The following is a 23,371-nucleotide window of genomic DNA, read 5'->3' as shown; positions in this document are numbered from 1 at the left end:
TTCCGCTTCCGCCGACAACAAGGCTAGAACATCAGGCGCAGGAGTGAAAACCGCTTTTCTGTAAAATCGGTGTGCGTTCGAAGCGAAGGATTGGAGCACGCGGAGGCGCAGAGACGCGGAGAGAGGGTTTGAGCCGCACGCTCCTTGGACTCACACTGCTCCAGCTCCCGCTGCCAGCATGAGAAAATATGCTTCGAGACATTCTCTCCCCGTCTCTGCGCCTCCGCGTCTCCGCGCCCCCCCGCGTGAACAATCGAAAATAAAAAGGGGATGAGCCGCAACCGGCCCACCCCCTTTTGCATCGACATACCCGGATCAAATATCGAGATTGGCCACGTTCAGCGCATTGTCCTGGATGAACTCGCGGCGTGGTTCGACCACGTCGCCCATCAGACGGGTGAAGATTTCGTCGGCGATGTCCGCCTGCTCGATCTCGACGCGCAGCATCGAGCGGGCGTTGGGATCGAGCGTGGTTTCCCACAGCTGCTCGGCGTTCATCTCGCCCAGCCCCTTGTAGCGCTGGATCGCCAGACCCTTGCGCCCGGCGGCCAGCACCGCGTCGAGCAGTTCGCTCGGCCGCGAGATCACCGTTGTGCCGCGCGTGCTGGCGGCGGGAGCATCGTCGCCCTCCTCTGCGGCTTCGGCGGCGGCAGCGGCCTTGAGCGGGACGAGGCGGCTCGCCTGGCGATAGCTGTCCGCCTGCTCGGCGACGATGCCGTGCAGCTTGCGCGCTTCGGCGCTGCCGACGAACGCGCCCTCGATCATCATATGATCGGTGACGCCACGCCAGTGGCGCTGGAAGTGGAAGCCGCCTTCCGGCGTCATCGCCGCCGACCAGTCGCCCTCCGCGTCATGGCCGTCGATCCAGCGCACCGTGTCGGCCAGCTTGCCCGCCCGCGCCTCGTCGCTGAGCTCGATATCGAGCGCACCGTTCAGCGCCAGCGCCTCGATCATGCGCGGGTCGTAGCGGCGCGGCACATAACGCATCACCGTCTGGATGCGCCGTGCATGGTCGATCAGCGCGCGCAGGTCGTCGCCGCTGCGCATGCCCTCGGCCGTTTCCAGCGCCATCGTGTCGACGCCGTTGTCGACCAGATATTGCTCCATCGCCGCATCGTCCTTGAGGTACACTTCGGACCGGCCGCGCGCCGCCTTGTAGAGCGGCGGCTGAGCGATGTAGAGATGCCCCGCCTCGATGATCTGCGGCATCTGGCGGTAGAAGAAGGTCAGCAGCAGCGTGCGGATATGCGCGCCGTCGACGTCCGCGTCGGTCATGATGACGATCTTGTGATAGCGCAGCTTCGCCAGATCGAAATCGTCGCGGATGCCGGTGCCCATCGCCTGGATGAGCGTGCCGATTTCGCGGCTGGAGAGCATGCGGTCGAAGCGCGCGCGCTCCACGTTCAAAATCTTGCCGCGCAGGGGCAGGATCGCCTGAAAATGCCGGTCGCGGCCCTGCTTGGCGGATCCGCCCGCCGAATCGCCCTCGACCAGAAACAGCTCGGACTTGGCCGGATCGCGTTCCTGACAGTCGGCCAGCTTGCCGGGCAGCGAGGCGATGTCCATCACCCCCTTGCGCCGGGTCAGCTCGCGCGCCTTGCGCGCCGCCTCGCGCGCGGCGGCGGCGTCGATCACCTTGGCGACGATGGTCTTGGCGTGGCCGGGGTTCTCCTCCAGCCATTCGGCCATCTTGTCGGCCATCAGGCTTTCGAGCGGCTGGCGCACCTCGGACGAGACCAGCTTGTCCTTGGTCTGGCTCGAAAACTTGGGATCGGGCAGCTTGACCGAGACGATCGCGGTCAGCCCTTCGCGCATATCCTCGCCGGTGAGGTTCACCTTCTCCTTCTTCAACTGCCCCGATTTCTCGGCATAGCTGTTGAGCGTGCGGGTCAGCGCCGCGCGAAATGCGGCGAGGTGCGTGCCGCCGTCGCGCTGCGGAATGTTGTTGGTGAAGCAGAGGACGTTTTCGTAATAGCTGTCGTTCCACTCCAGCGCGACGTCGATGCCGATATTGTCGCGGCTGCCGGTGATTGCGATCGGCGCGGGCATCAGCGGCGTCTTGTTGCGGTCGAGCCACGAAACGAAGGCCGCGATGCCGCCCTCGTAGAACAGCTCCACTTCCTTGCGCTCCTCATGCCGCGCATCGACGAGGAACAGGCGCACGCCCGAATTGAGGAACGCCAGTTCGCGATAGCGATGCTCCAGCTTGTCGAAATCGAACTCGGTGATCTTGAAGGTCGCCGGGCTGGGCAGGAAGGTGACGCGCGTGCCCTTCTTGGGCTTGCCGTCGACGACCGGCGCATCGCCCACCACCTTGAGCGGCGCGGTGGCGTCGCCATGGCGGAAGCGCATATAATGCTCCTTCCCGTCGCGCCAGATGGTGAGGTCGAGGAATTCGGACAGCGCATTCACCACCGACACGCCGACGCCGTGCAGGCCGCCCGACACCTTATAGGCATTGTCGTCCGAGGTGTTCTCGAACTTCCCGCCCGCGTGCAGCTGGGTCATGATGACCTCGGCGGCGGACACGCCTTCTTCCTTGTGGATATCGGTCGGGATGCCGCGGCCATTATCCTCGACGGAGACGGAGCCGTCCGAATTCAGCTGGATGACGATGCGGTCGCAATGCCCGGCCAGCGCCTCGTCGATCGCATTGTCGGAAACCTCGAACACCATGTGGTGCAGGCCCGATCCGTCGTCGGTGTCGCCGATGTACATGCCGGGGCGCTTGCGCACGGCATCCAGGCCCTTCAGCACCTTGATGCTGTCGGCGCCATAATCATTACCATTGGGTGCGGGATTTTGCGGTTCTTCACTCATGCCGAGTGTATAGGAAGAGAGGCGCGCGAGGGGAAGAGAAAGATCGCGCGCCGCCCGTCATTCGGACCGAAATTCGGCCTTTGCCTTGCTATTTTCGAGGCAGGCCCAACGCCCGCAGCACATCGCCCCAGTCGACCAGCTTGAAATTCTGCGCGCCGCCGGGATTGTTGCCGTCCTGCGCGACGAACAGCCCGCCCGGATAGACCGGCCCGAAACCGCCCAGCGCCAGCTCGATGCCGTCGGTTTCGCTCACCCCGTCCACCGTGCCGTCGGCGATGCGGAAGCGGCCGAGCAGCGCGCCGCCCTCCGCGTCGAACAGCGCATAGGCGCTGTCGCCCTGGCTGGAGGCGACCAGATAATCGCGTCCGTCCGCGTTCATCGCATAGGCCAGCCCCTCGACATCGGCGACGAGGCCGCCCGCCTCGCCCACGGCCGCGAATTGCTCCGGCTGCGCGTCGGCCTGCGCGGTGCGGATGCGCCAGATGCCCGTATCCTCCTCGCCCACATAAAGGTCGCCGGTGCGCGGCGAGGTGACGCAGCCCTCGATCTGGGTCGCGAGCTTCCAGCTGCGCGCAATGCGCCCGGTATAGCGGCCGTCCGCGCCCCGGCTCAGCACGATCTCGCGCACCGTGCCGTCCTTGATCGCCGCATAGGCGGTGACGCTTTGCGGCAGGCCCGCGAAATCGTCGCCCACGCCCTTGCGTTGCAGGCAGATGCCATAGGCCTCGCCCGGCCCGCTGCCGATCGTGCCCAGCCGCTCCAGCGCCGCGCCCTCCCGCCGCAGCGCGAACAGCGCCAGCTTCGATTGCCGCTTGTCCGAACGGTCGCTGGCGACGACCAGCGCGCTGTCCGCGCCGCCCGCCAGATCGACATTGTTGAGCAGGCCCGCCGCATCGAAGGCGCGGATCGCGCCGTCGAGGCCATAGACATAGAGGCCCGCCTTCTTGTCGGTGCCGACGATCAGGCTTTGCGCGGGGTCGGCCGCGTTGCGCCAGATCGCCGGATCGTCCGCCGCGTCCTGGTCGACCGAGCCGACCGGCGCGGTCTCGCCCTTCGCGCGCACCTCGTGCGCGGGCAGGCGCAGCGGGGCCGAGGCCACCCCCATCCCCTGCCCGGCGCAGGCGGGGAGCATCGCCAGCGCCAGCAGGGGGAACAGAGCCGTTTTCCGCATGATCGCCCGCATCAGAAGCTCACCTTCGCGCCGAACTTGATGGTGGGGCCATATTTCTCGAACTGCAACAGCCGCCGGCGGCCATTATAATTCTGATAGGCGAAATATTTGGCATTGTTGACGTTCACCCATTCTACGAACAGCCGGACATTCTCCGCCACCTTGTATTTCGCCGACAGGTCGAGCTGGAAATGATTGTCGACATAGCGGTCCTCCTCCGCGCTGCCGCCGATCTCATCCAGATATTTGTCGCGATAGGTGCCCGCCGCGCGGATGCTGACCGGCCCCTTTTCATAGCCCAGCACGATGTTGAAGGTGTTGCGGGAATTGGACGGCAACGCGATGGTGCGCTCCCTCATATCCTCGTCCAGCACCCTGCCCCTGGAATAGGTGTAGGTATAGTTCGCCTGCACCAGCAGCCCGTCGAGCGGCGCGGGCAGGAAGTCGAGCAGCTGCGAATAGCTGGCCTCCAGCCCCAGAACCTGCGCCTTGCCGCCGTTGATCGGCGTGGCGAAGGATTCATAGGTCACGCCTTCGTGGGTGTAGTCATAATAGGTCGCGTCGACGATGAAATTGTCGATCGTCTTGTAGAAGCCGCCGACCGAGACCGCGCCGTTGCCGGAGAAATAATATTCCCAGCCCGCGTCGAAATTCCACGCTTCATAGGGCTTGAGATCCGGGTTGCCGAACTCCGCCTCGTCATCCTCATTGACGATGAAGCGCGGCGCCAGCCTGGAGAGCTTCGGGCGGACGAGGCTCTTATAGCCCGCCATGCGGAACACCATGTCGTTGCGCGGGGAAAAGCGCAGCGTCAGGCTGGGCAGCCAGTCGGTATAATGGCGTTCGTAGCGCACCGGCGTCACCAGCACCTCGTCGCCGTCGTCGCTGACGAGGCTGCCGTTCAGCTCGTTCCACGTCCGCTCCATGCGCACGCCGCCGATCACGCGCAGCGTGTCGCTGTCCCAGCGGCCGAGCAGATAGCTGGCCAGCACATCCTCCTTCACCGAATAATCCGAGGTGGCGGAATTGAGCGCCGTCTCATAATCGTCGATCTCGAAACTGCCCTGATTGGCGCGCAGGAAGCTGCCCATGGCGGTCTTGTCCATCACCAGCCCCATGCCGGTCAGGCGATAGGTCTGTTCGCCCAGCATGTCGGCCAGGGTGAGCGTGCCGTCATAATCCTCATAATAGGTCATGTTGAAGTCGTAGCTCTTCTTCCGCCAGCGCGACTTGACGCCGCCCTGCACGGTGAAGGCACCGCCGTCCATCGCGAAGATGCGGGACAGGTCGGCCTTCGCCGCCCATTCCTCGTCCCGGCTGTCGGACAGGGTGGTCAGCTCGATGCGGTTGAACTGGTAATTGGCCGGATCGTCGACCAGGCTCGCGCCGCTGGTGATGGTGTAGATGGGCACGCGATCGTCGGAATAATCCCAGTCGATGCCGACGCCCCGGTCGCTGAAGCGCGCGCGGAACCGGGCGGGGTCGATGGAGAAATTCTCCCGCTCGGTCGATTTCGCCCAGCTGCCCTGCCAGCTGAATTTCCATTCGCCGGTATCGGTATCGCCGCCCGCCGATATGGTGCGGATGCGCTGGCGCTCGAACCGGTCCTTGAGGTCGCGGCGCACCTCGATGCGGTCGTCGGCGTCGGAGAAGGACGCGCCGTCGGCGGTGCCGGAGCGCGGCTCCCCGTCGAAGAGGAAGGTGGTGCGGCGGCGATATTCCTGATCGTCGAACTGGCTGTAATTGCCGCGCAGATAGAGCGCCGTGCTGTCCGAAGCGCGATAGTCGAACGACAGGGAGCCGGACAGGCGCTCGCGCGTCACGTCATAGTCGCGATATTCCATCTCCTCGACATAATCGACGCCGTTGTCGCCGGTGGTCCAGCCGCCGGTTTCGATATTGTCCGTCTCGAACTTGCGCTTGTAATAGCTGACGCCGCCCGCGACGCCGAAATCGTCGGTCAGGCGGGTGGAGAAATCGAAGCCGCCCTTGGGCGTCACCGCGTCGGCATAGTCGTTATAGCTGCCCTCGATATTGGCCGAATAATAATCCTTCTTGCGGTCGAAGGCGCTGGTCGTGTTGATCTCGATCGACGCGCCGATGGTGTCGGCGTCCATGTCCGGCGTCAGCGACTTCTTCACCTCGATCGATTCGATGATGTCCGAGGAGATGACGTCGAGCGCGACCGAGCGCACGTCGCTTTCCGGCGCGGGCAGGCGCACGCCGTTGAGCGACGTGCTGTTCAGTTCCGGATCGAGGCCGCGCACCGAAACGAAGCGGCCCTCGCCCTGATCGTTCAATATGTTGACGCCCGGCAGGCGGCGCAGCGATTCCGCGACATTCTGGTCCGGAAACTGGCCGATGGCGTCACGCGTCAGCACGCTCGACACGCCGTCCGCCGCGCGCTGGCGGGTCAGCGCGCTGGCCTGGTTGGCGGCGAGGCCGACGACGAGGATGTCGTTGCCGCCGACCGCCGCGATCGAGAAGTCCTCCGTCACCCGCCCCTCGGCCGGGATGGAGACGGTCCGGCGGGTCGGTTCCGCGCCGACATAGGCCACTTCCACCTCATAGTCGCCGGCGGGCAGGTTGCCGATCACATAGCCGCCGTCGCGGTCGGTCGTGACCGAGCGGCCCAGCGCCGGAATGGCCACCCGTGCGGCACGGAGCGCGCGGGTGCCGCTGGCATCGACCACATGGCCGGACAGGTCCCCGGCATGGGCGAGGGATGCGAAGGAACAGGATGCAAGCAGCACGGCCGTCCGCAGCGTGGCGCGAGAGAAGGAAGTCATCGGTTTTTTACCCCTTGGTGGATCGGTTCCGGGGGCGCCCTAGACAAGCGGGATGACAGTCCGGCGACGATGGGGTTTCAGTTCGATGACAGAAGCGATAAAGAAAGGACGCAGGTGCAAAAATGCATCACCGGCAAAATCCCTTGGATTTCCGTCTTTTTCTTGCCGATCCACGCATATTTCCGCCGCGATGCGTCATTATCCCGCCATGACGCGTCACGAAAAAAGACCCGCCGGCCGGGAAAGAGCGCGCTTGCGCCGCCACCCCGCGGCTGGTCTACAGGGCCGATGACGCCGCATATGCTGATCTTCGGGCTGGGCTACAGCGCTTCGCGGCTGGCGGTGCGGCTGCGCGCGGCGGGCTGGCGCGTCACCGGCGTGCAACGCGAGGCGGCCGGTCCCGATATCCTCGCGCTGGAGGACGACGCCGCCATCCGCCGCGCGCTGGGCGAGGCGACGCATATCCTCTCCTCCGTTCCCCCCGGCTGCGACGGCGGCGATCCGGTGCTCGATCGCCATGGTGGCGCGCTTCGCGCGGCGGCGGCCGGCTGGGTCGGCTATCTTTCCTCCACCGGCGTCTATGGCGACACCGGCGGGGCGTGGGTGGACGAAAGCGCGCCTACCGGCACCGGCCGCCGCGACGCCCGCGTGCGCACCGACCGCGCATGGCAGGACCTGCGCTGTGACATGCGCGTCTTTCGCCTGCCGGGCATTTACGGCCCCGGCCGCAGCGCGATCGACCGGGTGCGCGAGGGCAAGGCGCACCGCATCGACCTGCCCGGACAGGTTTTCAGCCGCATCCATGTCGACGATATCGGCGGGGCGGTGCTCGCGAGCCTGTCCGGTCCGCCCGGCGTCTATAACATCGCCGACGATTTTCCGTGCAGCCAGAACCGGGTGATCGAGCATGCCTGCGCGCTGCTCGGCCTGCCCCCGCCGCCGATGCGGACGCTGGAGGAAGCCGGGCTGTCGGAGGCGGCGGCGGCCTTCTATCGCGAGAACCGCCGCGTCAGCGCGCGGCGCGCGGCGCGCCTGCTGGGCTGGCGTCCGCGCTACCGCGACTATCGCGCCGGGCTGGCCGCCTGCCTGTAGCGCGCGGCTCGTCCCTCTCTCAGTGGATGGAGATGATGCCGTCCACCGCGCGCCATTCGACCGGGCCGATCAGATGCCGGTGCGCGATGCGGATAGAATGCAGCGCCGCCTCTATTTCCCGCCGCCAATGGTCGAGAAACCGGTGAAGCACCGGGAATTGCGGCGCGACATCATATTGCTGCCAGATGAAAGTTTGCAGCAGTGCGGGATGATCCGGCATATAATAGCTGATCTCCGCCGTCATCAGCCCATAACCCTTCAGTTGCAGCAGCAGGTCCTCCTGCGCCATCACCGGCGCCTCCGGCTGCGGCCCGGCCGGGATCGGCGGGCGGGGCGGTGCGCGCCTTCGATGGGGTGACGAAAAGCGGAAACAGGCTGCGGCATGATTGTCCTCCTTTCCTCGCCGGTCGCTCCTCTTCTGCTGCCTCGACACTATGCCGAAGAAGAAAAAATCTGCCACTCGCCGCGCGCAAGTCAAGAGGGAGCGGCGCGGCAGGACCGGGGAGAAAAAACGGCAAGGCCGCGCCGGTTGCATGGGGGCGGCCAAAAAATTCCCGCCCGCTTCTTGAAGGCGAAGGGTCCTCTCCCTAGCTCCTGATTTCGGGCTGTCTGCGGACAGGCGGGCACGCCATTTCCAGTTTCCTTGCTGCGATCGGAGGTTTTGCCATGCATTTCCATCCCTTGCACGACGACAGGCCCCGGCGGCGCGCCGGGGGCCGCGCCATCGGATGGCGGCCTGCGTCCGGAATCTCCGCCACCGCCCATGCCGGAAAGGAGACGGCCGCGCCCGCATCTGCGACAGACTGACGCTTCACGACCGGGGCCGCCATTCGGGCCGGCCCCTTTCTTTCTGTTCCGGTCGACAGGCAGGGAACTGACCGGTGTCCCTGTCTGTTTGCAAAAATCAGGGAGACGAGACCATGAAAATCGCGCAGATCGCTCCGCTCGCCGAGAGCGTGCCACCCAGATTATATGGCGGGACCGAACGCATCGTGTCCTACATAACCGAGGAACTGGTGCGCCAGGGCCATGATGTCACGCTGTTCGCCAGCGGGGATTCCCGGACATCGGCACGGCTGGTTCCGATTTGCGATACCGCGCTGCGGCTGGACCCCAGGGTGCAGGACCCGCTGCCCCATCACATGATCCTGCTCGACGAGGTGCGGCGGCGCGTCGACGATTTCGACGTGCTGCATTTCCATATCGACCTGCTGCACGCCCCGCTGGTGAGCGAGCTTGCCGGGCGCACGCTGACGACGCTGCACGGGCGGCTCGACCTGCCCGACCTCATGCCCTTCTACCGGACCTTCCCCGACCTGCCGCTCGTTTCCATCTCCAACGACCAGCGCAGGCCGATGCCGCCGGTCAACTGGGTCGGCACCGTCCACCATGGGCTGCCCAGGGACCTGCTGCCGGTAACGGAGCATCCGCAAGGGGATTATCTCGCCTTTCTCGGCCGCATCTCGCCCGAAAAGCGGCCCGACCGCGCGATCGCCATCGCCGCGGCGACCGGCATGACGCTGAAAATCGCCGCCAAGATCGACAAGGCCGATCAGGCCTATTGGGACGAGGTGATCGCGCCGATGATCCGCGTCACGCCCAATGTCGAATATATCGGTGAGATCAACGAGCGGCAAAAGGCCGAATTCCTCGGCAATGCGCTCGGCCTGCTGTTCCCGATCGACTGGCCCGAACCCTTCGGGCTGGTGATGATAGAGGCGATGGCCTGCGGCACGCCGGTCATCGCCTTCCGTTGCGGCTCGGTGCCCGAAATCATCGACCATGGCGTTTCCGGCTTCATCGTCGATACGGTGGAGGAAGCCGTCACCGCCGTCTCCCATCTCGACAGGATCGACAGGACGCGCGTGCGCGCGACGTTCGAACGGCGCTTCTCCGTCGAACGCATGGTCACCGATTATCTCGACCTCTACCGGCGCCTGCCGGACGCCGATGCCGCCGCCATATCCTATCGGCGGTTTCGGGCGGAAGCCACCGGACTGCAAATCGTGGCCTGACTGATCGGGGGAGATCGCAATGACCGTTTCCAACATTCGCCCCGTCGCGCCCAAGGACGAGGAACCCGCCAAGGCCGCCGCGCAATTCTTCGTGCCGGCCGCGGCATCGCTGCACGAAAGACGACCGCGCACGCTCAAGCATGGCGACACCTTCGCGCTGTTCGACCATAGCGGCGACGCGATCAACGGGCCGGGCAGCCCGGAAGGGCTGTACCACAAGGATACCCGGCATCTTTCCCACTTCTACCTGACGCTCAATGGTGGAACGCGGCCGATATTGCTAAGTTCCGCCTTGCGCGAGGACAATGCGACGCTGACCTGCGACCTCGCCAATCCGGACCTGTTCGACGCCGATGGCGGCCGTGTGCTGCGGCACGATCTCGTCCATATCCGCCGCACGCGCTTCCTGTGGAAAGGCGCGGCGTTCGAGCGGCTGGCGCTGTTCAACTATGACGAAAAGCCGCAGCGCATCGCCGTCGAACTCGCCTTCGCCGCCGATTTTTCCGACCTGTTCGAGGTGCGCGGCGCGGTGCGGCCGCAGCGGGGCGATTTCCACCCGCCGGTGATCGGCGAGGATCATGTGATCCTGGGCTATCGCGGGCGTGACGGGACCGTCCGCCAGACGACGCTGCGCTTCGAGCCCGCGCCGCAGGAACTGTGCGAAAATCAGGCGATCTTCACGTTCGAGCTGCCGCCCCGGACGCGGCGGACGATCCTGATCGAGATAAGCTGCGGCAAGACCGACCTGAAGCGCGACCTGCGCCAGTTCCTGCTCCATTCCTTCCGCGACGCCCGCCGCGCGCTGCGCAACACCTCGTCGCGCGCCGCCGCGATGGTCTCGTCGAACGAGATTCTCAATCAGGCGCTGCGGCGCTGCGTGGCCGACCTGTGCATGCTGCTGACCGAGACCGAATACGGCCCCTATCCCTATGCCGGGATACCGTGGTTCAGCACCGTGTTCGGGCGCGACGCGCTGATCACCGCGCTGGAGACGCTGTGGATCGATCCGCAGATCGCGCGCGGCGTGCTCTCCTACCTCGCCGCGCATCAGGCGAAGGATTTCGACGCCGACGCCGATGCCGAGCCGGGCAAGATATTGCATGAGGTCCGGCAGGGGGAAATGGCGGTGCTGGGCGAGGTGCCGTTCCGTCATTATTACGGCAGCATCGATTCAACGCCGCTGTTCGTCATGCTGGCGGGCGCCTATCTGGAGCGCACCAACGACGTGGCCTTCGTCGGCCGCATATGGCCGCATATCGAGGCCGCGCTGGAATGGATCGACCGTCATGGCGACCGGGACGGCGACGGCTATGTCGAATATGGCCGCCACAGCGATCAGGGCCTCGTCAATCAGGGCTGGAAAGACAGCTATGATTCGGTTTTCCATGCCGACGGCACGCTGGCGCAGGGGCCGATCGCGCTGGTCGAGGTGCAGGCCTATGTCTATGGCGCGTGGGAAGCCGCCGCGACCATGCTCGACCGGCTGGGCAACCCGGCCCGCGCGATGAGCCTGCGCGCGCGGGCGCTGGCGCTGCGCGAGCGGTTCGACCGCGACTTCTTCGACGAGGAACTGGGCACCTATGTGCTCGCGCTGGACGGCGCCAAGCGTCCGTGTCGCGTGCGCTCCTCCAACGCCGGGCATGCGCTGTTCACCGGTCTCGCCCTGCCGGAACGCGCGCCGGGAATCGTCGCCGCGCTGATGGAGCCCGCCTCCTTTTCCGGCTGGGGCATCCGCACCATCGCGGCGAGCGAGGCGCGCTACAACCCGATGAGCTATCATAACGGCTCGATCTGGCCGCACGACAATGCGCTGATCGCCGCCGGTTTCGCCCGCTACGGCTTCCAGGCGGAGGTCGCCCGCATCTTCGAGGGGCTGCTCGACGCGTCCACCGATGTCGACCTGCGCCGCCTGCCGGAACTGTTCTGCGGCTTCCCGCGCCGCCCGGCGCAGGGACCGACCTTCTATCCGGTCGCCTGCATCCCGCAGGCATGGTCGGCGGCCTCGCTGTTGTTCCTCATCCAGTCGAGCCTCGGCCTGTCGTTCGACGCGCAGACGCGGCAGATCCATTTCAGCGACCCGGTGCTGCCCTCCTTCATCGACGAACTGCTGATCCGCTCGCTGGCGGTGGGCAACGGCAAGGCCGACATCATGCTGCGGCGATCCGGCCGCAAGGTGCTGGTCGACGTGCTGCACCGCACCGGCGACGTCCGGGTGCTGTCCCTTGTCTAGAGCATTTTCAAGTCAGGTGGCCCCACCTGACGGCTCGGAAAATGCGGAAAACAAAAGATAATCAGAGCATGATCCGCTTCAGTTGAAGTGGATCATGCTCTAGCGGCACGCCCGGCCCGCCGCGTCAGGCGGCAGCCGGTTCCCGCCGCGCGCGCTGCTCCGCCACGATCTGGTCGGTCAGCCGCTTGCGCACCTTGAGCGCCCCGGTATCGACCCGCGCCGACACCTCGCGCGGATGCGGCGCGAGCGTTTGCAGCACCTTCTCGATCGACTCGATCGCCGCCTGGTCCTGTGGCTGGATGCGCGTCCCCATGTCGAGGTGGAGCCGGCCGAGCGCCGCATTGTCCGCGCCGAAATCGCGCGCGGTGACGACGAAATAGCGCAGCGTCGTCGGCGTTTCCGGGGTGATGAGGTGGATGTAATTCTGCGTCCCCAGCCGCTCGCCGGTAGCCGAGGCGTGAAGCGCGCCGCCGGTGCGGATCAGGTGCGGGCCGAAATATTCGGCGTCGAACGACTGGTCGATCGGCCCGTCATGATCGGGGAACATCAGCCGGAAAAAGGGATTGGGCGGCAGGTTGCACCCCAGCCGCCGGACATTGAGGCTCTTTTCCGTCTCGATCAGTTCGACCGGCAGCGCCGCGACCTTTTCCCCCGCCGGGATCGTGTCCGAATGGATGAAGCTCGCATGGCTCAGGTCGAGCAGATTGTCGATCAGCAGCGTGTAGCGCGCGGCGATGGTCGCGGGCGGATGCTGCTCCACCGTCCAGCCGGGATTGCCCGGCCCCATCGACTCGATATCGGGCAGAAGCGCGGGATCGGCCGTTTCCTCGCTGCCCGTCCATATCCAGATGAGGTCGCCACGCTCCGCCACCGGGTAGCGCCGCAGCGCGGAATGGGTCGGCACGCCCGACTGGCTGGGCACCTCCACGCACTCCCCCGACGCGGCGAAGGTGAAGCCGTGATAGCCGCAGCGCACGCTGTCCCCGACCAGACAGCCCTGATCGAGCGGGAAGGAGCGGTGCGGGCAGATGCCGGACAGGGCCACCGCCTCCCCCGCTTCCGTGCGGTAGAGGATCAGCGGCATGCCAAGGATGGTGCGCGCCGCGATCGTCCGCCCGATCTCGGCAGAATAGGCGGCGACCCACCATTGTTCGTAGGGATAGGGCTGTTCGACCTTCAGAGGGTGCATCGGGTTCTCCTGGCATTTCGTTATGAATCGGCATGGCCTGCGGCATCGCCGTCCATGCATGTTTGGCATTTGCCCAAGATATTTGTCAATCGCCAAAAACAATGCCAGTTTCCTGCGATGACCAGCCCTTCCCGTGCGGACAGCCCCCGCAGACTTGCCCGCTATTCGGGCGCCGAAAACCGCGACATCATCCTCGACGCCGCGCTGGAGGTGTTCTCCCTCCACGGGTTCAGCGGCGCCAGCACGCGCCAGATCGCCGCCGCCGCCGGGATCGAGCCGGGGCATCTGGCCTATTATTTCCCGTCCAAGGCGAAGCTCTGGCGCTCGGTGATCGAGGCGTTCGCGCGCAAGGGGGAGGTGCTGCTGCGCGAGGCGCTCGACGGCGATGCGCTGGACCGGCCCGAAGAAAGCGTGGCGGCGATCCTGCCGCCCTTCCTGCGCTGTTTCGCCGAAAATCCGCGGCTGACGCGGCTGATGCTACAAGAGTTTTCCGTTTCCGGCGAGCGGCACGACTGGGTGGTGGCATCGTTCGGCAAGCCGGTGTGGGAGATACTGCGCCCGCTGTTCGAGCGGCTCGAACGGCGCGGCCTGCTGTCCGGCGCGTCGGCCCCGGCCGCCTATTTCAACCTGCTGGGCGGCGCGCTGATCGCCTTCGGCAACCGGGACCTGCTGATCGACCTTGCGGGCTTCGACCCCACCGGCGAAGCGGAAACCGAAGCCTATATCCGCCTGCTGATGCGGCCGCTGCTGCAAGGCGGAATTTGACAGTCGCCGCCGAATGGCGCACCTTGCCGCCGGTCGCACGACAATCATATCGTTGCAACGGCGCCGGCCCTGCCGCCGGCCGCATGACGTGACAAGAGGACGCGCCATGATCGACCGCAGACATTTGCTCGCCACCCTGGCCCTGTTTCCCTTCGCCGCCAACCGGGCGCTGGCCGCCGCCATGCCCTCGCCCCAAGCGCTGCACACCGTCCCCATTCCCGGCGCCGGGGTCAGCGTGCCCGCCATCGGCATCGGCACCTCGCGCCGCTACAACGACCCGGTGGGGGAGGAGCAGCTCGCCGCGCTGCGCGCCACCATCGCCCGCTTCGTGGAGCTGGGCGGCAGCGTCATCGACACCGCCCCGTCCTACGGCCGGGCCGAGGAGGTCGTCGGCCGGCTCGTCGCGGAGCTGGGCGTGCGCGACAAGCTGTTCCTCGCAACCAAGGTCGGCGCCGAAACCCGCGAGGACGGGGCCGCGCAGATACAGGCGTCGTTCCGCAGGCTCCGCACCGACAAACTGGACCTGATCGCCGTGCACAATCTGCGCGGCGTCGAGCAGCAACTGCCGGTGCTGCGCGACCTCAAGAGCGCAGGCCGCATCCGCGCGCTGGGCATCACCACCTCCTCCGCGGGCCAATATGCGGATTTCGAGGCGGTGATGCGGCGCCATGCACTGGACAGCATTCAGATCGACTATGCGCTCGACAACCGCACCGCCGCCGAGCGCATCCTGCCGCTGGCGCAGGACAAGGGCATGGCGGTGATGATCAACCTGCCCTTCGGCCGCGACCGGCTGTTCAAGGCGACGGCGGGCCGCCCGCTGCCCGACTGGGCGAAGGAGATCGGCGCGACGAGCTGGGCGCAGATATTCCTCAAATATGTGATTTCCCACCCGTCGCGGCCGATCGCCATCCCCGGCACGGCGCAGACGCGCTATGCCGATGACAATCTGGGCGCGGCGCGCGGCCCCCTGCCCGATGCGGCGCTGCGCACGCGGATGGAACGCTTCATAGATGGCCTCTGAGGCTCCGGCGGCGGTGGGCGGCGGGTTTCTCGCGCGCCTGATCGCCGCCGAGCGCAGGGAAATTCCGGCGGTGGTCGCCGGGTTCCTGCTGTTCTTCCTGCTCTTCACCTCCTATTTCATGCTGCGCCCGGTGCGCGAGACGTTCGGCATCGCGGGCGGCGTGGACAATCTGCAATGGCTGTTCACGGGCACCTTCGTGGCGACGCTGCTGGTCGTTCCGCTCTACGGCTGGGCGGCGGCACGGGTGCCCCGGCGCAGGCTGCTGCCCGTCCTCTATGGCCTGTGCGCGCTGGTGATGGCCGGGTTCGCGCTCAGCCTGAAGCTCGATCCCGCGAACATCTGGGTCGCGCGCGGCTTCTACATCTGGCTTTCGGTGATGAACCTCTTCGTCATCTCGATCGCGTGGAGCGTGATGGCGGATCTGTTCGCGCCCGATCAGGCGCACCGGCTGTTCGGCCAGATCGCCGCCGGGGCGAGCCTCGGCGGCCTTGCCGGGCCGGTGCTGTCGGGCTTTCTGGTCGGCCTGCTCGGCGAGGCCGGGCTGCTCGCGCTGTCCGCCGTGCTGCTGCTCTCGACGCTGCTGTGCGCGCGCTGGCTGTTCCGCTGGCGGGATCGCTTCGGCGCGACATCAGCGGAACCGGCAAGCCAGCGCATCGGCGGCTCCATCTGGGCGGGCCTCACGCTCATCGCGCGCACGCCCTATCTGCTGGCGATCGCCGCCTTCGTCATACTGCTCGCCACCGCCAGCACCTTCCTCTATTTCGAGCAGGCGCGGATCGTGCAGGCGACCTTCCCCGACCGGGCGGACCAAACCCGCGTCTTCGCCGCCATCGACGCCACCGTCCAGTCGCTCACCATCGGCATCCAGATCTTCTTCACCGGCCGGGTGGCGCGCAGGCTGGGCGTGTCGGTGCTGCTGGCCGGGGTTCCCGCGCTGATGATGCTGGGCTTCGGCCTGCTGGCGCTGGCCGCGACTTTCCCGGTGCTGGCCTTCGTGATGATCGTGCGGCGGGTCGGCGAATATGCGCTGGTGCGGCCGGGCCGCGAAATGCTGTTCACGCGGGTGGACGCCGAAACCCGCTACAAGGCGAAGAACGCGATCGACACCTTCGTCTACCGGGGCGGGGATGCGGTCGCTGGCTGGGTCTATACAGCCATCGCCGGGATCGCGTCGGTGGGCACCGTCGCGCTGGCCGGGGCGGGGCTGGCGGCCTTGTGGGCGGCGCTCGGCCTCGGCATCGGGCGGCGGCATGACCGGGAGCGCGGCTAAAGCCCCGTATCACCGGTCAGCGCGTTGAGCCGCCAGGCCGCGACCATGCGCAGCCCCTCGGCCTCGACCCGCGCGGCTTCCGCCTCGATCGCCTCGCGCTCGGCATCGAGCAGCGCGAGCACCGGCTTCGCGCCGACCTGCGCCTCCAGCCGCATGCCCCGCAGAGCCTCGGCGGCGGCCTCGTCGCGCAGGCGGGAGGCCACGACCATGCGACCGGCGGTCGCCAGCCCCTGCCATGCATCGATCACCAGCCCGTCGAGCGCAAGCCGCGCCTGACGCTCGCGCGCCTGCGCCGCCGCAAGATCGGCATCTGCCGCCTTCACCGCCGAGGACACCCGGCCGCCGGCGGCCAGCGTCCACCGCCCCCGCACGCCGACCGCCACCGAAGCCGCGCGATAATCGGGGAAGAACTGGTCGCGCACATGGGCCGCCTCGGCAAAGGCGCCGATGGTCGGCAGCCCCTCGGCCCGCGCCGCGCGCACGCCCGCGCGAGCAACCGCCACGCCCTGCCCCGCCTGCCGCAGCGCGGGGTTGCGCGCTCGGGCGAGATCGAGCGCCTCGCCCAGCGTCGGCGGCGCGGGCGGCCCGTCGGACAACGCGGCCAGATCGCCGGGCGCCTTGCCCGTCAGCCGCTCCAGCGCGGCCTCCGCCGATATCCGGCGTCCTTCGGCCTGCGCCAGACCGGCCTCCGCCTCGGCCCGCCGGGCGCGGGCCTGCGCGACCTCCGAAACGGCGATCTCGCCCGCGCGGAAGCGCAACCCGGCCTGCCGCTCCACCTCGCGCAACTGCGCGACGAGCTGGCCGCAGCGGGTTTCGAGCTTGCGCGCGGTCAGCACCTCCGCATAGGCGGCGACCGCCTGCACGATGGTCTGGAGCCGAGCCTGCATGGCCTGAAGCCGCGCCATCTCCGCGCCACCCTTCGCCTGATCGATGGCCGAGGCTATCCGGCCACCGGCGTAGAGCGGCAGTTCGGCAGTCGCCTGCACCGCAAGCGGATTCACGGCGTCAGGGGCAATGCCGAAGAATCGGTCATTGTCGATCCGTCCGGTGGCCGCCGATCCTTCCAGCCGCAGCAGCGGATTGCCCTCCGCCCGCGCGCGGTCCAGCCTCGCTCGCGCCGCCGCCTCACCCGCTTCGGCTTCCTCCAGCGCGGGGGCGTTCGCCAAGGCATCGGCGATGGTGGAGGCAAGGTCCCGCGCCGGGGCGGGCGGGGCCGCCACGACGCAGGCCAGGGGCAAGGCGGCGAGAAGCAGGCGGCGGCGCATCGCAGCCCCTATCGGAACACCGCGCCGGGCCGCACCCCCAGCCGCCGGAAGAGCATCGCCACCGGGCAGAAGCCGGTGAAGCTCGCCTGAATGAGGTTCAGCCCGGCAAAGGCCGAAAGGCCGATCCACCATGGATGGACATAGAGCGAAAGCGCCACGCCCGCGAGAACGACAGATCCGGCGAAGCGCAGAACGGCGGCATCGAGTGTCATGGCAATCTCCCTGTCTGAAGGCGGCATGGCCCAGTTCAATCGTTATTGACTTATATAAGTTATATACGATATATACAAGCCATAAGCTTCACGCGGTCCAGCGGCACGCCGGGCCGCCTTTCGAAAGGCAGCGAAGATGGTTTTCGGTTTCGGCAGGAAAGAGCATCGGGAAATCACGCCGCAGCAGCTCGCCGCGCAGCTGCGCATGGGCGCCGCGCTGGTCGTCGACGTGCGCGAGGCGGAGGAATATGCGCAGGGCCATATCCCCGGCGCGGTCAACCTGCCGCTCTCGACCTTCCAGCCGTCCGCCCTGCCCGATCCGGCGGGCAGGACACTGGTGCTCAACTGTCTGGGCGGCAAGCGCTCGGCAATGGCGCTCGACAAGTGCCGCGCCGCGCAGGAGGCGGTCGACACCCATTTGGCGGGCGGTTTCAACGCCTGGGCGGCGGCGGGCCTTCCGGTCGAGCGATAGGATCAGGCAGGGGAAGCGGCGATGCGGACCTATTGGCGGGAACTGGGCCTGCTGGGCGTTGCGCTGGCGCTGGCCGGGTGCGGCGCGGGCGAGCAGGCTGCCGCCCCCGATGCCGCGCCCGCCGGTCAGCGCCTCGTGCTGGCCGAAAGCGAGACGGCGGACTGGCGGGAGGTCAGCGCCGAGGTCGCGACCGTCGATCAGGCGCAGCTGCTCGCCCGCATCCCCGGCATCTTGACCGAATTCACCGTGCGCGAAGGCGACAGGGTGGCAAAGGGACAGACGATCGGCCGCATCGTCGACAGCCAGCTCGCCCCGCAGGCGGGCGCCTATGGCGCGCAGGCCGAAGCGGCGCGGGCGCAGGCGGCGCAGGCGCAGGCCGAGCTTTCCCGCGTGCGCTTCCTCCATGACAACGGCGTCTATGCCAGGGCACGGCTGGAGCAGGCGCAGGCCGCCGCCGATGCCGCCGCCGCGCAGCTGCGCGCCGTGAGGGCGCAGCAATCGGCTGTGGGCGCGCTCGCCGGGCAGGGCGCGGTGATCGCCCCGGCGTCGGGCCGCGTGTTGCGCGCCGACATTCCCGCCGGGTCGCCGGTCGCGCCGGGCATGGTGCTTGCCGTCATCACCGCCGGGCCGACGATCCTGCGCCTCGAAATGTCGGAATCGCTGGGCGACACGGTGCGCGCCGGGTCGCGGGTGATCGCGTCCGGTCTCGGCGGCGGGCAGGCGAGCGGCCTCGTCGTGCGCGTCTATCCCTCGGTCACCGGTGGGCAGGCGATGGCGGAGGCGGAGATGCCCGGCCTCGACGGCAGGCTGATCGGCCGCCGGGTCGCGGCCAAGGTGGAAACGGGCACGCGCAAGGCGCTGCTCGTCCCGGCCTCCTATGTCGTCACCCGCTACGGCATCGATTATGTGACGGCGGTGGCGAAGGACGGATCGGCCGCGCAGGTTCCGGTGCAGACCGCGCCATCGACCGGGCCGGGCAAGGTCGAGATATTGAGCGGCGTCGTGGCGGGCGACACGCTTGCCCCACCCACGCCCGCCGGGGCGCGGAGCCAATGAGCCTCGGCCTGTCCGGCTGGCTGACGCGGGCGACGATCACCTCTCCGCTGACGCCGCTGTTCCTGCTCGCCGCGATCGTCGTCGGCCTGATCGCGACCATCACCATCCCGCGCGAGGAAGAGCCGCAGATCAAGGTGCCGATGGTCGACATCATGGTCGAGGCGCCCGGCCTCGCCGCGCCCGATGCGGTGGAACTGGTCGCCAAGCCGCTGGAAACCATCGTTCGGGGTGTCGACGGGGTGGAGCATGTCTACACCCAGGCGCAGGACCATGGCGTGATGGTGACCGCGCGCTTTCTCGTCGGCTCCAATCCGGAGGACGCGGCGATCCGCATCGGCGAGAGGATCGGCGCCAACCGGCACCGCATTCCCGTCGGCATCCCGATGCCGCAGGTCACCGTGCGCGGCATCAACGATGTGCCGATCGTCGTGCTGACGCTGACGCCCAAGCCGGATGCCGCGGGCGAATGGAACGATCAGGCGCTGGCGGAGCTGGCGGGCAAGCTGCGCGGCGAGGTCGCCAAGGTCGAGGATGTCGGCCTGATCTTCCTCACCGGCGGGCAGCGCAGGACGCTGCGCATCGTGCCCGATCCGGCGAAGCTGGCGCTCCACCGGGTACCGCTCGGCAATCTGATCGAGGCGGTGGAGCAGGCCAACCGCGCCTTTCCCGCCGGCACGGTGCGCGAGGGCGGGCAGGCCGCGCTGGTCGTCGCCGGCGAGACGCTGCGCGACGCGCGGGCGATCGCCGCGCTGCAGGTCCGCTCGGCCGGCGGCGCGCCGGTGCTCCTCTCCGACATCGCGCGGGTGGAGCAGGCGCCGACGCAGGATCAGGCGCGCTCGTGGCGCTGGGCGAAGGATGAAGGCGGCCGCTGGCACATGGCCCCCGCCGTCAGCATCGCCATCGCCAAGCGCGCGGGCGCCAACGCCGTCACCGTGTCGGAACGGCTGGTCGAGCGGGTCGAGAGCCTGAAGGGCAGCCTGATCCCCGCCGGGGTCGAGGTGTCCGTCACCCGCAACTATGGCGAAACGGCGAACGGCAAGGCCAATGAGCTGATCTTCCACCTCGCGCTGGCGACCGTCTCCATCGTCGCGCTGATCGGCTTCGCGATCGGCTGGCGCGAGGCAGCGGTGACCGCCATCGTCATCCCGACGACGATCATGCTGACCCTGTTCGCGTCCATGGCGATGGGCTTCACCATCAACCGGGTCAGCCTGTTCGCGCTGATCTTCTCCATCGGCATATTGGTGGACGATGCGATCGTGATGATCGAAAATATCGCCCGCCACTGGGCGATGAACGACGGGCGCGGGCGCATCGACGCGGCGGTGGAGGCCGTGGCGGAGGTCGGCAACCCCACCATCGTCGCGACCCTCACCGTGGTCGCGGCGCTGCTGCCGATGCTGTTCGTGTCGGGCCTGATGGGGCCTTATATGGCGCCGATCCCGATCAACGCGTCGGCTGCTATGATCTTCTCCTTCTTCGTCGCGGTCGTCATCGTCCCCTGGCTGATGATCCGCTTCGCGCGCAAGACGCTGGCCCATGGGCAGGAAAGCGCCCATGAGGACGCCCATGGCGGCAGGCTCGGCGCGCTCTACGGCCATTATGCGCGCAAGGTCATCGCCACCCCGCGCGGCGCCCGGCGCTTCCTGATCGCGGTGGGCATCGCGACGCTGCTCGCCTGCTCGATGTTCTATTTCAAGGCGGTGACGGTGAAGCTGCTGCCCTTCGACAACAAGAGCGAGGTGCAGATCGTCGCCGACCTGCCCGAAGGCACCAGCCTGGAGGCGACCGCGCGCGTGCTGGAACAGGCGGCGGCGGTGGCGCGGCAGGTGCCGGAGGTGGTCGCGATGGAAGCCTATGCGGGCACCGCCGCGCCGTTCAACTTCAACGGCCTGGTCCGCCATTATTTCCTGCGCGACCGGCCCGAAATGGGCGACCTGATGGTGACGCTGCTGCCCAAGGGCGACCGCAGCCGATCGAGCCACGACATCGCGGTCGCGCTGCGCGAAAGGCTGAAGGCGGTGCCGCTGCCTGCCGGAGCCTCGCTCAAGGTGGTGGAGACCCCGCCCGGCCCGCCGGTGCTGGCGACGCTGCTCGCCGAAATCTACGGCCCGGATGAGGCGACGCGGGTGAAGACGGCGGCGCAGGTCGAACGGATCTTCCGCTCAGTGCCCTTCATCGTCGATGTCGACACCAGCTTCGGCCAGCCCCGCCCGACGCTCCGGCTGGTCCCGGACCGGGCGAAGCTCGATCACTACGGCTTGTCCGAGCGCCAGCTGTTCGACAGCATCGGCGCGCTGATGGGAACGCGAATCGTCGGCTACGCCCCGCGCGGGCCGGATCGCGATCCCCTGCCCATCGAGCTGGCGCTCGACCAGTCGCAGCGGCGCTGGTCGGCGGCGCTGGCCGCCACCCCGGTCGCGGTCGCGTCCGATGGCGGACTGCTGCCGCTGGGCGAACTCGTCGACGCGCGCATGGAAGCGGGCAGCCTGACGATCTTCCGGCGCGACGGCCGGGGCGCGGCGATGGTCACCGCGGAACTGGCGGGCCGCTATGAAGCGCCGGTCTACGGCATGCTGGCGGTGGGAGAGGCGATCGACGCGTTCGACTGGCGGGCGCATGGCCTCGAAAAGCCGAAAATCCTGCTGAACGGCCAGCCAGGGAACGAAAACCGGACTGCGCTGTTGTGGGATGGCGAATGGGAAATAACCTGGATCACTTTCCGCGACATGGGCGGCGCGTTCATGATCGCGCTCCTTGGCATCTATGCGCTGGTCGTCGGCCAGTTCCGCAGCTTCACGATTCCGCTGGTGATCCTGACGCCGGTGCCGCTGACGCTGGTGGGCATCGTGATCGGCCACATGCTGTTCCGCGCGCCGTTCACCGCCACCTCGATGATCGGCTTCATCGCGCTCGCCGGCATCATCGTGCGCAATTCGATCCTGCTGGTGGATTTCATCCGCCACAGCCGCTCGCCCGGCAAGGGCCTGCGCCGGACGCTGATCGAGGCCGGAACGATCCGCGTCAGGCCGATCGTGCTGACGGCGGCGGCGGCGATGATCGGCGCGGCGGTGATCCTGACCGATCCGATTTTTCAGGGGCTGGCGATTTCGCTGCTGTTCGGCCTCGCTTCCTCGACGATACTGACCATTTTGGTAATTCCTGCTATTTACATCGTCTTGCGCGACGACGGCCGCCCGCTCACGGAACCTGCCCATGAAACCGACTGACCTTAGCGAACTCAAGGCCAATGCCAGCGCCATGGCCGGGCGCCTCAAGCTGATGAGCCACCCCGAGCGGCTGCTGATGCTGTGCCGCATGGACGAAGGCGAGGCGTCGGTGACCGAACTGGTGGAACTGAGCGGCCTGTCGCAATCCTCGGTATCGCAGCATCTGGCGATGTTGCGCGACGAAGGCGTCGTGCGCATCCGGGGCGAGGCGCAGACGCGCTTCTATTCGCTGAGCGATCCCCTCGTCAGCGCGATCATCCATGCGCTGTGCGAATTGTGCGAGCAGAATGCCCCCGAGGGAGGCGTCCATGGCGGCTGAGTCGCTTCTGGTTGCCTGTCCGGCTTGCGCGAGCCTGAACCGCGTACCTGCGGGGAAGCTGGGGTCCGGTGGCCGTTGCGGTCGTTGCGGCGCGGCGCTGTTCGAGGGGCGGCCGGTGGAACTGGACGCGCGGAATTTCGAGGCGCATGCAGTATGGAGCGACCTTTCTTTGCTGGTGGATTTTTGGGCTGGTTGGTGCGGACCGTGTCGTCAGATGGCTCCGGCTTTTGGGGCGGCGGCGGCTATGCTGGAGCCGCATGTCCGATTGGGCAAGGTGGACACCGAGGCCGAGCCGGGGATTGCGGGCCGTTACGGGATCCGGTCGATCCCGACCCTGGTGCTGCTGCGCAAGGGGCGGGAGCTCTCTCGCCAATCGGGTGTGCTGCCTGCGGGGAAGATTGTGGAGTGGGCGCGGCGGGTGCTGGAAGGCTGAACCGTGTTGCTGCGGGTCT

Annotated in this window: 18 protein-coding genes; 11 read left to right on the top strand and 7 right to left on the bottom strand. The window is 67.5% G+C overall.

The window, feature by feature from the left end; genetic code table 11:
- Positions 1-315: 315 nt before the first annotated feature.
- From gyrB to GGR43_RS04965, 3 genes are all read right to left on the bottom strand, one after another.
- Positions 316-2,820: a DNA topoisomerase (ATP-hydrolyzing) subunit B gene (gyrB, locus tag GGR43_RS04975; protein WP_188070867.1), complete on the bottom strand. Its 2,505-nt coding sequence runs from the start codon at positions 2,818-2,820 to the stop codon at positions 316-318.
- Positions 2,821-2,908: 88 nt separating this feature from the next.
- Positions 2,909-3,991: a phytase gene (locus tag GGR43_RS04970; RefSeq protein WP_188070866.1), complete on the bottom strand. Its 1,083-nt coding sequence runs from the start codon at positions 3,989-3,991 to the stop codon at positions 2,909-2,911.
- A gap of 11 nt (positions 3,992-4,002) precedes the next feature.
- Positions 4,003-6,780, bottom strand: a complete 2,778-nt coding sequence (locus tag GGR43_RS04965) for a TonB-dependent receptor (RefSeq protein WP_188070865.1) — start codon at positions 6,778-6,780, stop codon at positions 4,003-4,005.
- 288 nt (positions 6,781-7,068) lie between these two features.
- On the opposite strand from GGR43_RS04965, the gene GGR43_RS04960 reads away from it, so the two are divergent.
- On the top strand, positions 7,069-7,872 hold the full coding sequence (locus GGR43_RS04960; protein WP_246343349.1) for a Rossmann-fold NAD(P)-binding domain-containing protein: 804 nt from the start codon (positions 7,069-7,071) through the stop codon (positions 7,870-7,872).
- Between the two features lie 19 nt (positions 7,873-7,891).
- Here GGR43_RS04960 and GGR43_RS04955 read toward each other — a convergent pair whose 3' ends face one another.
- Entirely contained in the window at positions 7,892-8,161 is a 270-nt protein-coding gene (locus GGR43_RS04955; RefSeq protein WP_188070864.1) for an usg protein, read from the bottom strand.
- A gap of 631 nt (positions 8,162-8,792) precedes the next feature.
- On the opposite strand from GGR43_RS04955, the gene GGR43_RS04950 reads away from it, so the two are divergent.
- Both GGR43_RS04950 and GGR43_RS04945 read left to right on the top strand, forming a co-directional pair.
- Positions 8,793-9,887: a glycosyltransferase family 4 protein gene (locus GGR43_RS04950; protein ID WP_188070863.1), complete on the top strand. Its 1,095-nt coding sequence runs from the start codon at positions 8,793-8,795 to the stop codon at positions 9,885-9,887.
- A gap of 19 nt (positions 9,888-9,906) precedes the next feature.
- The gene (locus GGR43_RS04945) at positions 9,907-12,117 is read left to right on the top strand and encodes an amylo-alpha-1,6-glucosidase (protein WP_188070862.1); all 2,211 of its coding nucleotides are present in this window, start codon (positions 9,907-9,909) and stop codon (positions 12,115-12,117) included.
- Positions 12,118-12,241: 124 nt separating this feature from the next.
- Here GGR43_RS04945 and GGR43_RS04940 read toward each other — a convergent pair whose 3' ends face one another.
- The gene (locus GGR43_RS04940; RefSeq protein ID WP_188070861.1) at positions 12,242-13,306 is read right to left on the bottom strand and encodes an aromatic ring-hydroxylating oxygenase subunit alpha; all 1,065 of its coding nucleotides are present in this window, start codon (positions 13,304-13,306) and stop codon (positions 12,242-12,244) included.
- 117 nt (positions 13,307-13,423) lie between these two features.
- On the opposite strand from GGR43_RS04940, the gene GGR43_RS04935 reads away from it, so the two are divergent.
- The 3 genes from GGR43_RS04935 (at position 13,424) to GGR43_RS04925 (ending at position 16,365) form a co-directional block, all read left to right on the top strand.
- On the top strand, positions 13,424-14,071 hold the full coding sequence (locus GGR43_RS04935; protein ID WP_188070860.1) for a TetR/AcrR family transcriptional regulator: 648 nt from the start codon (positions 13,424-13,426) through the stop codon (positions 14,069-14,071).
- 106 nt (positions 14,072-14,177) lie between these two features.
- Positions 14,178-15,095, top strand: coding sequence for an aldo/keto reductase (locus tag GGR43_RS04930; RefSeq protein ID WP_188070859.1), 918 nt, complete (start codon positions 14,178-14,180; stop codon positions 15,093-15,095).
- Positions 15,085-16,365: an NTP/NDP exchange transporter gene (locus GGR43_RS04925; protein ID WP_188070858.1), complete on the top strand. Its 1,281-nt coding sequence runs from the start codon at positions 15,085-15,087 to the stop codon at positions 16,363-16,365. Before GGR43_RS04930 ends, GGR43_RS04925 begins: the two co-directional genes overlap by 11 nt.
- Here GGR43_RS04925 and GGR43_RS04920 read toward each other — a convergent pair.
- Positions 16,362-17,630 (bottom strand): TolC family protein, encoded by a 1,269-nt coding sequence (locus GGR43_RS04920; RefSeq protein WP_188070857.1) that lies wholly within the window; start codon positions 17,628-17,630, stop codon positions 16,362-16,364. The two genes, GGR43_RS04925 and GGR43_RS04920, sit on opposite strands and share 4 nt — an antisense overlap.
- Positions 17,631-17,638: 8 nt before the next feature.
- Complete coding sequence (locus GGR43_RS04915; RefSeq protein ID WP_188070856.1) at positions 17,639-17,842, bottom strand: YgaP family membrane protein; 204 nt, start codon at positions 17,840-17,842, stop codon at positions 17,639-17,641.
- A 136-nt stretch (positions 17,843-17,978) separates the two neighbouring features.
- Here GGR43_RS04915 and GGR43_RS04910 point away from each other — a divergent pair, with 136 nt between their 5' ends.
- From GGR43_RS04910 to trxC, 5 genes are read left to right on the top strand one after another with little or no spacing between them, the layout of a single operon-like run.
- Positions 17,979-18,314 carry a rhodanese-like domain-containing protein gene (locus tag GGR43_RS04910; RefSeq protein WP_188070855.1) on the top strand — a complete coding sequence of 112 codons (336 nt, stop codon included), beginning with the start codon at positions 17,979-17,981 and terminating at the stop codon, positions 18,312-18,314.
- Positions 18,315-18,335: 21 nt separating this feature from the next.
- On the top strand, positions 18,336-19,370 hold the full coding sequence (locus GGR43_RS04905; RefSeq protein ID WP_188070854.1) for an efflux RND transporter periplasmic adaptor subunit: 1,035 nt from the start codon (positions 18,336-18,338) through the stop codon (positions 19,368-19,370).
- Complete coding sequence (locus GGR43_RS04900) at positions 19,367-22,600, top strand: efflux RND transporter permease subunit (protein WP_188070853.1); 3,234 nt, start codon at positions 19,367-19,369, stop codon at positions 22,598-22,600. The genes GGR43_RS04905 and GGR43_RS04900 overlap by 4 nt, the downstream gene beginning before the upstream one ends.
- Positions 22,587-22,919 carry an ArsR/SmtB family transcription factor gene (locus GGR43_RS04895; RefSeq protein ID WP_188070852.1) on the top strand — a complete coding sequence of 111 codons (333 nt, stop codon included), beginning with the start codon at positions 22,587-22,589 and terminating at the stop codon, positions 22,917-22,919. Before GGR43_RS04900 ends, GGR43_RS04895 begins: the two co-directional genes overlap by 14 nt.
- Positions 22,909-23,352 carry a thioredoxin TrxC gene (trxC, locus tag GGR43_RS04890; protein ID WP_188070851.1) on the top strand — a complete coding sequence of 148 codons (444 nt, stop codon included), beginning with the start codon at positions 22,909-22,911 and terminating at the stop codon, positions 23,350-23,352. The genes GGR43_RS04895 and trxC overlap by 11 nt, the downstream gene beginning before the upstream one ends.
- The last annotated feature ends 19 nt before the right edge of the window (positions 23,353-23,371 follow it).

The organism is Sphingobium jiangsuense (assembly GCF_014196495.1).
GTDB classification, from domain to species: domain Bacteria; phylum Pseudomonadota; class Alphaproteobacteria; order Sphingomonadales; family Sphingomonadaceae; genus Sphingobium; species Sphingobium jiangsuense.
The sequence above is the reverse complement of the archived record's forward strand: the minus strand, read 5'-3'. Positions and strand labels throughout refer to the sequence as shown.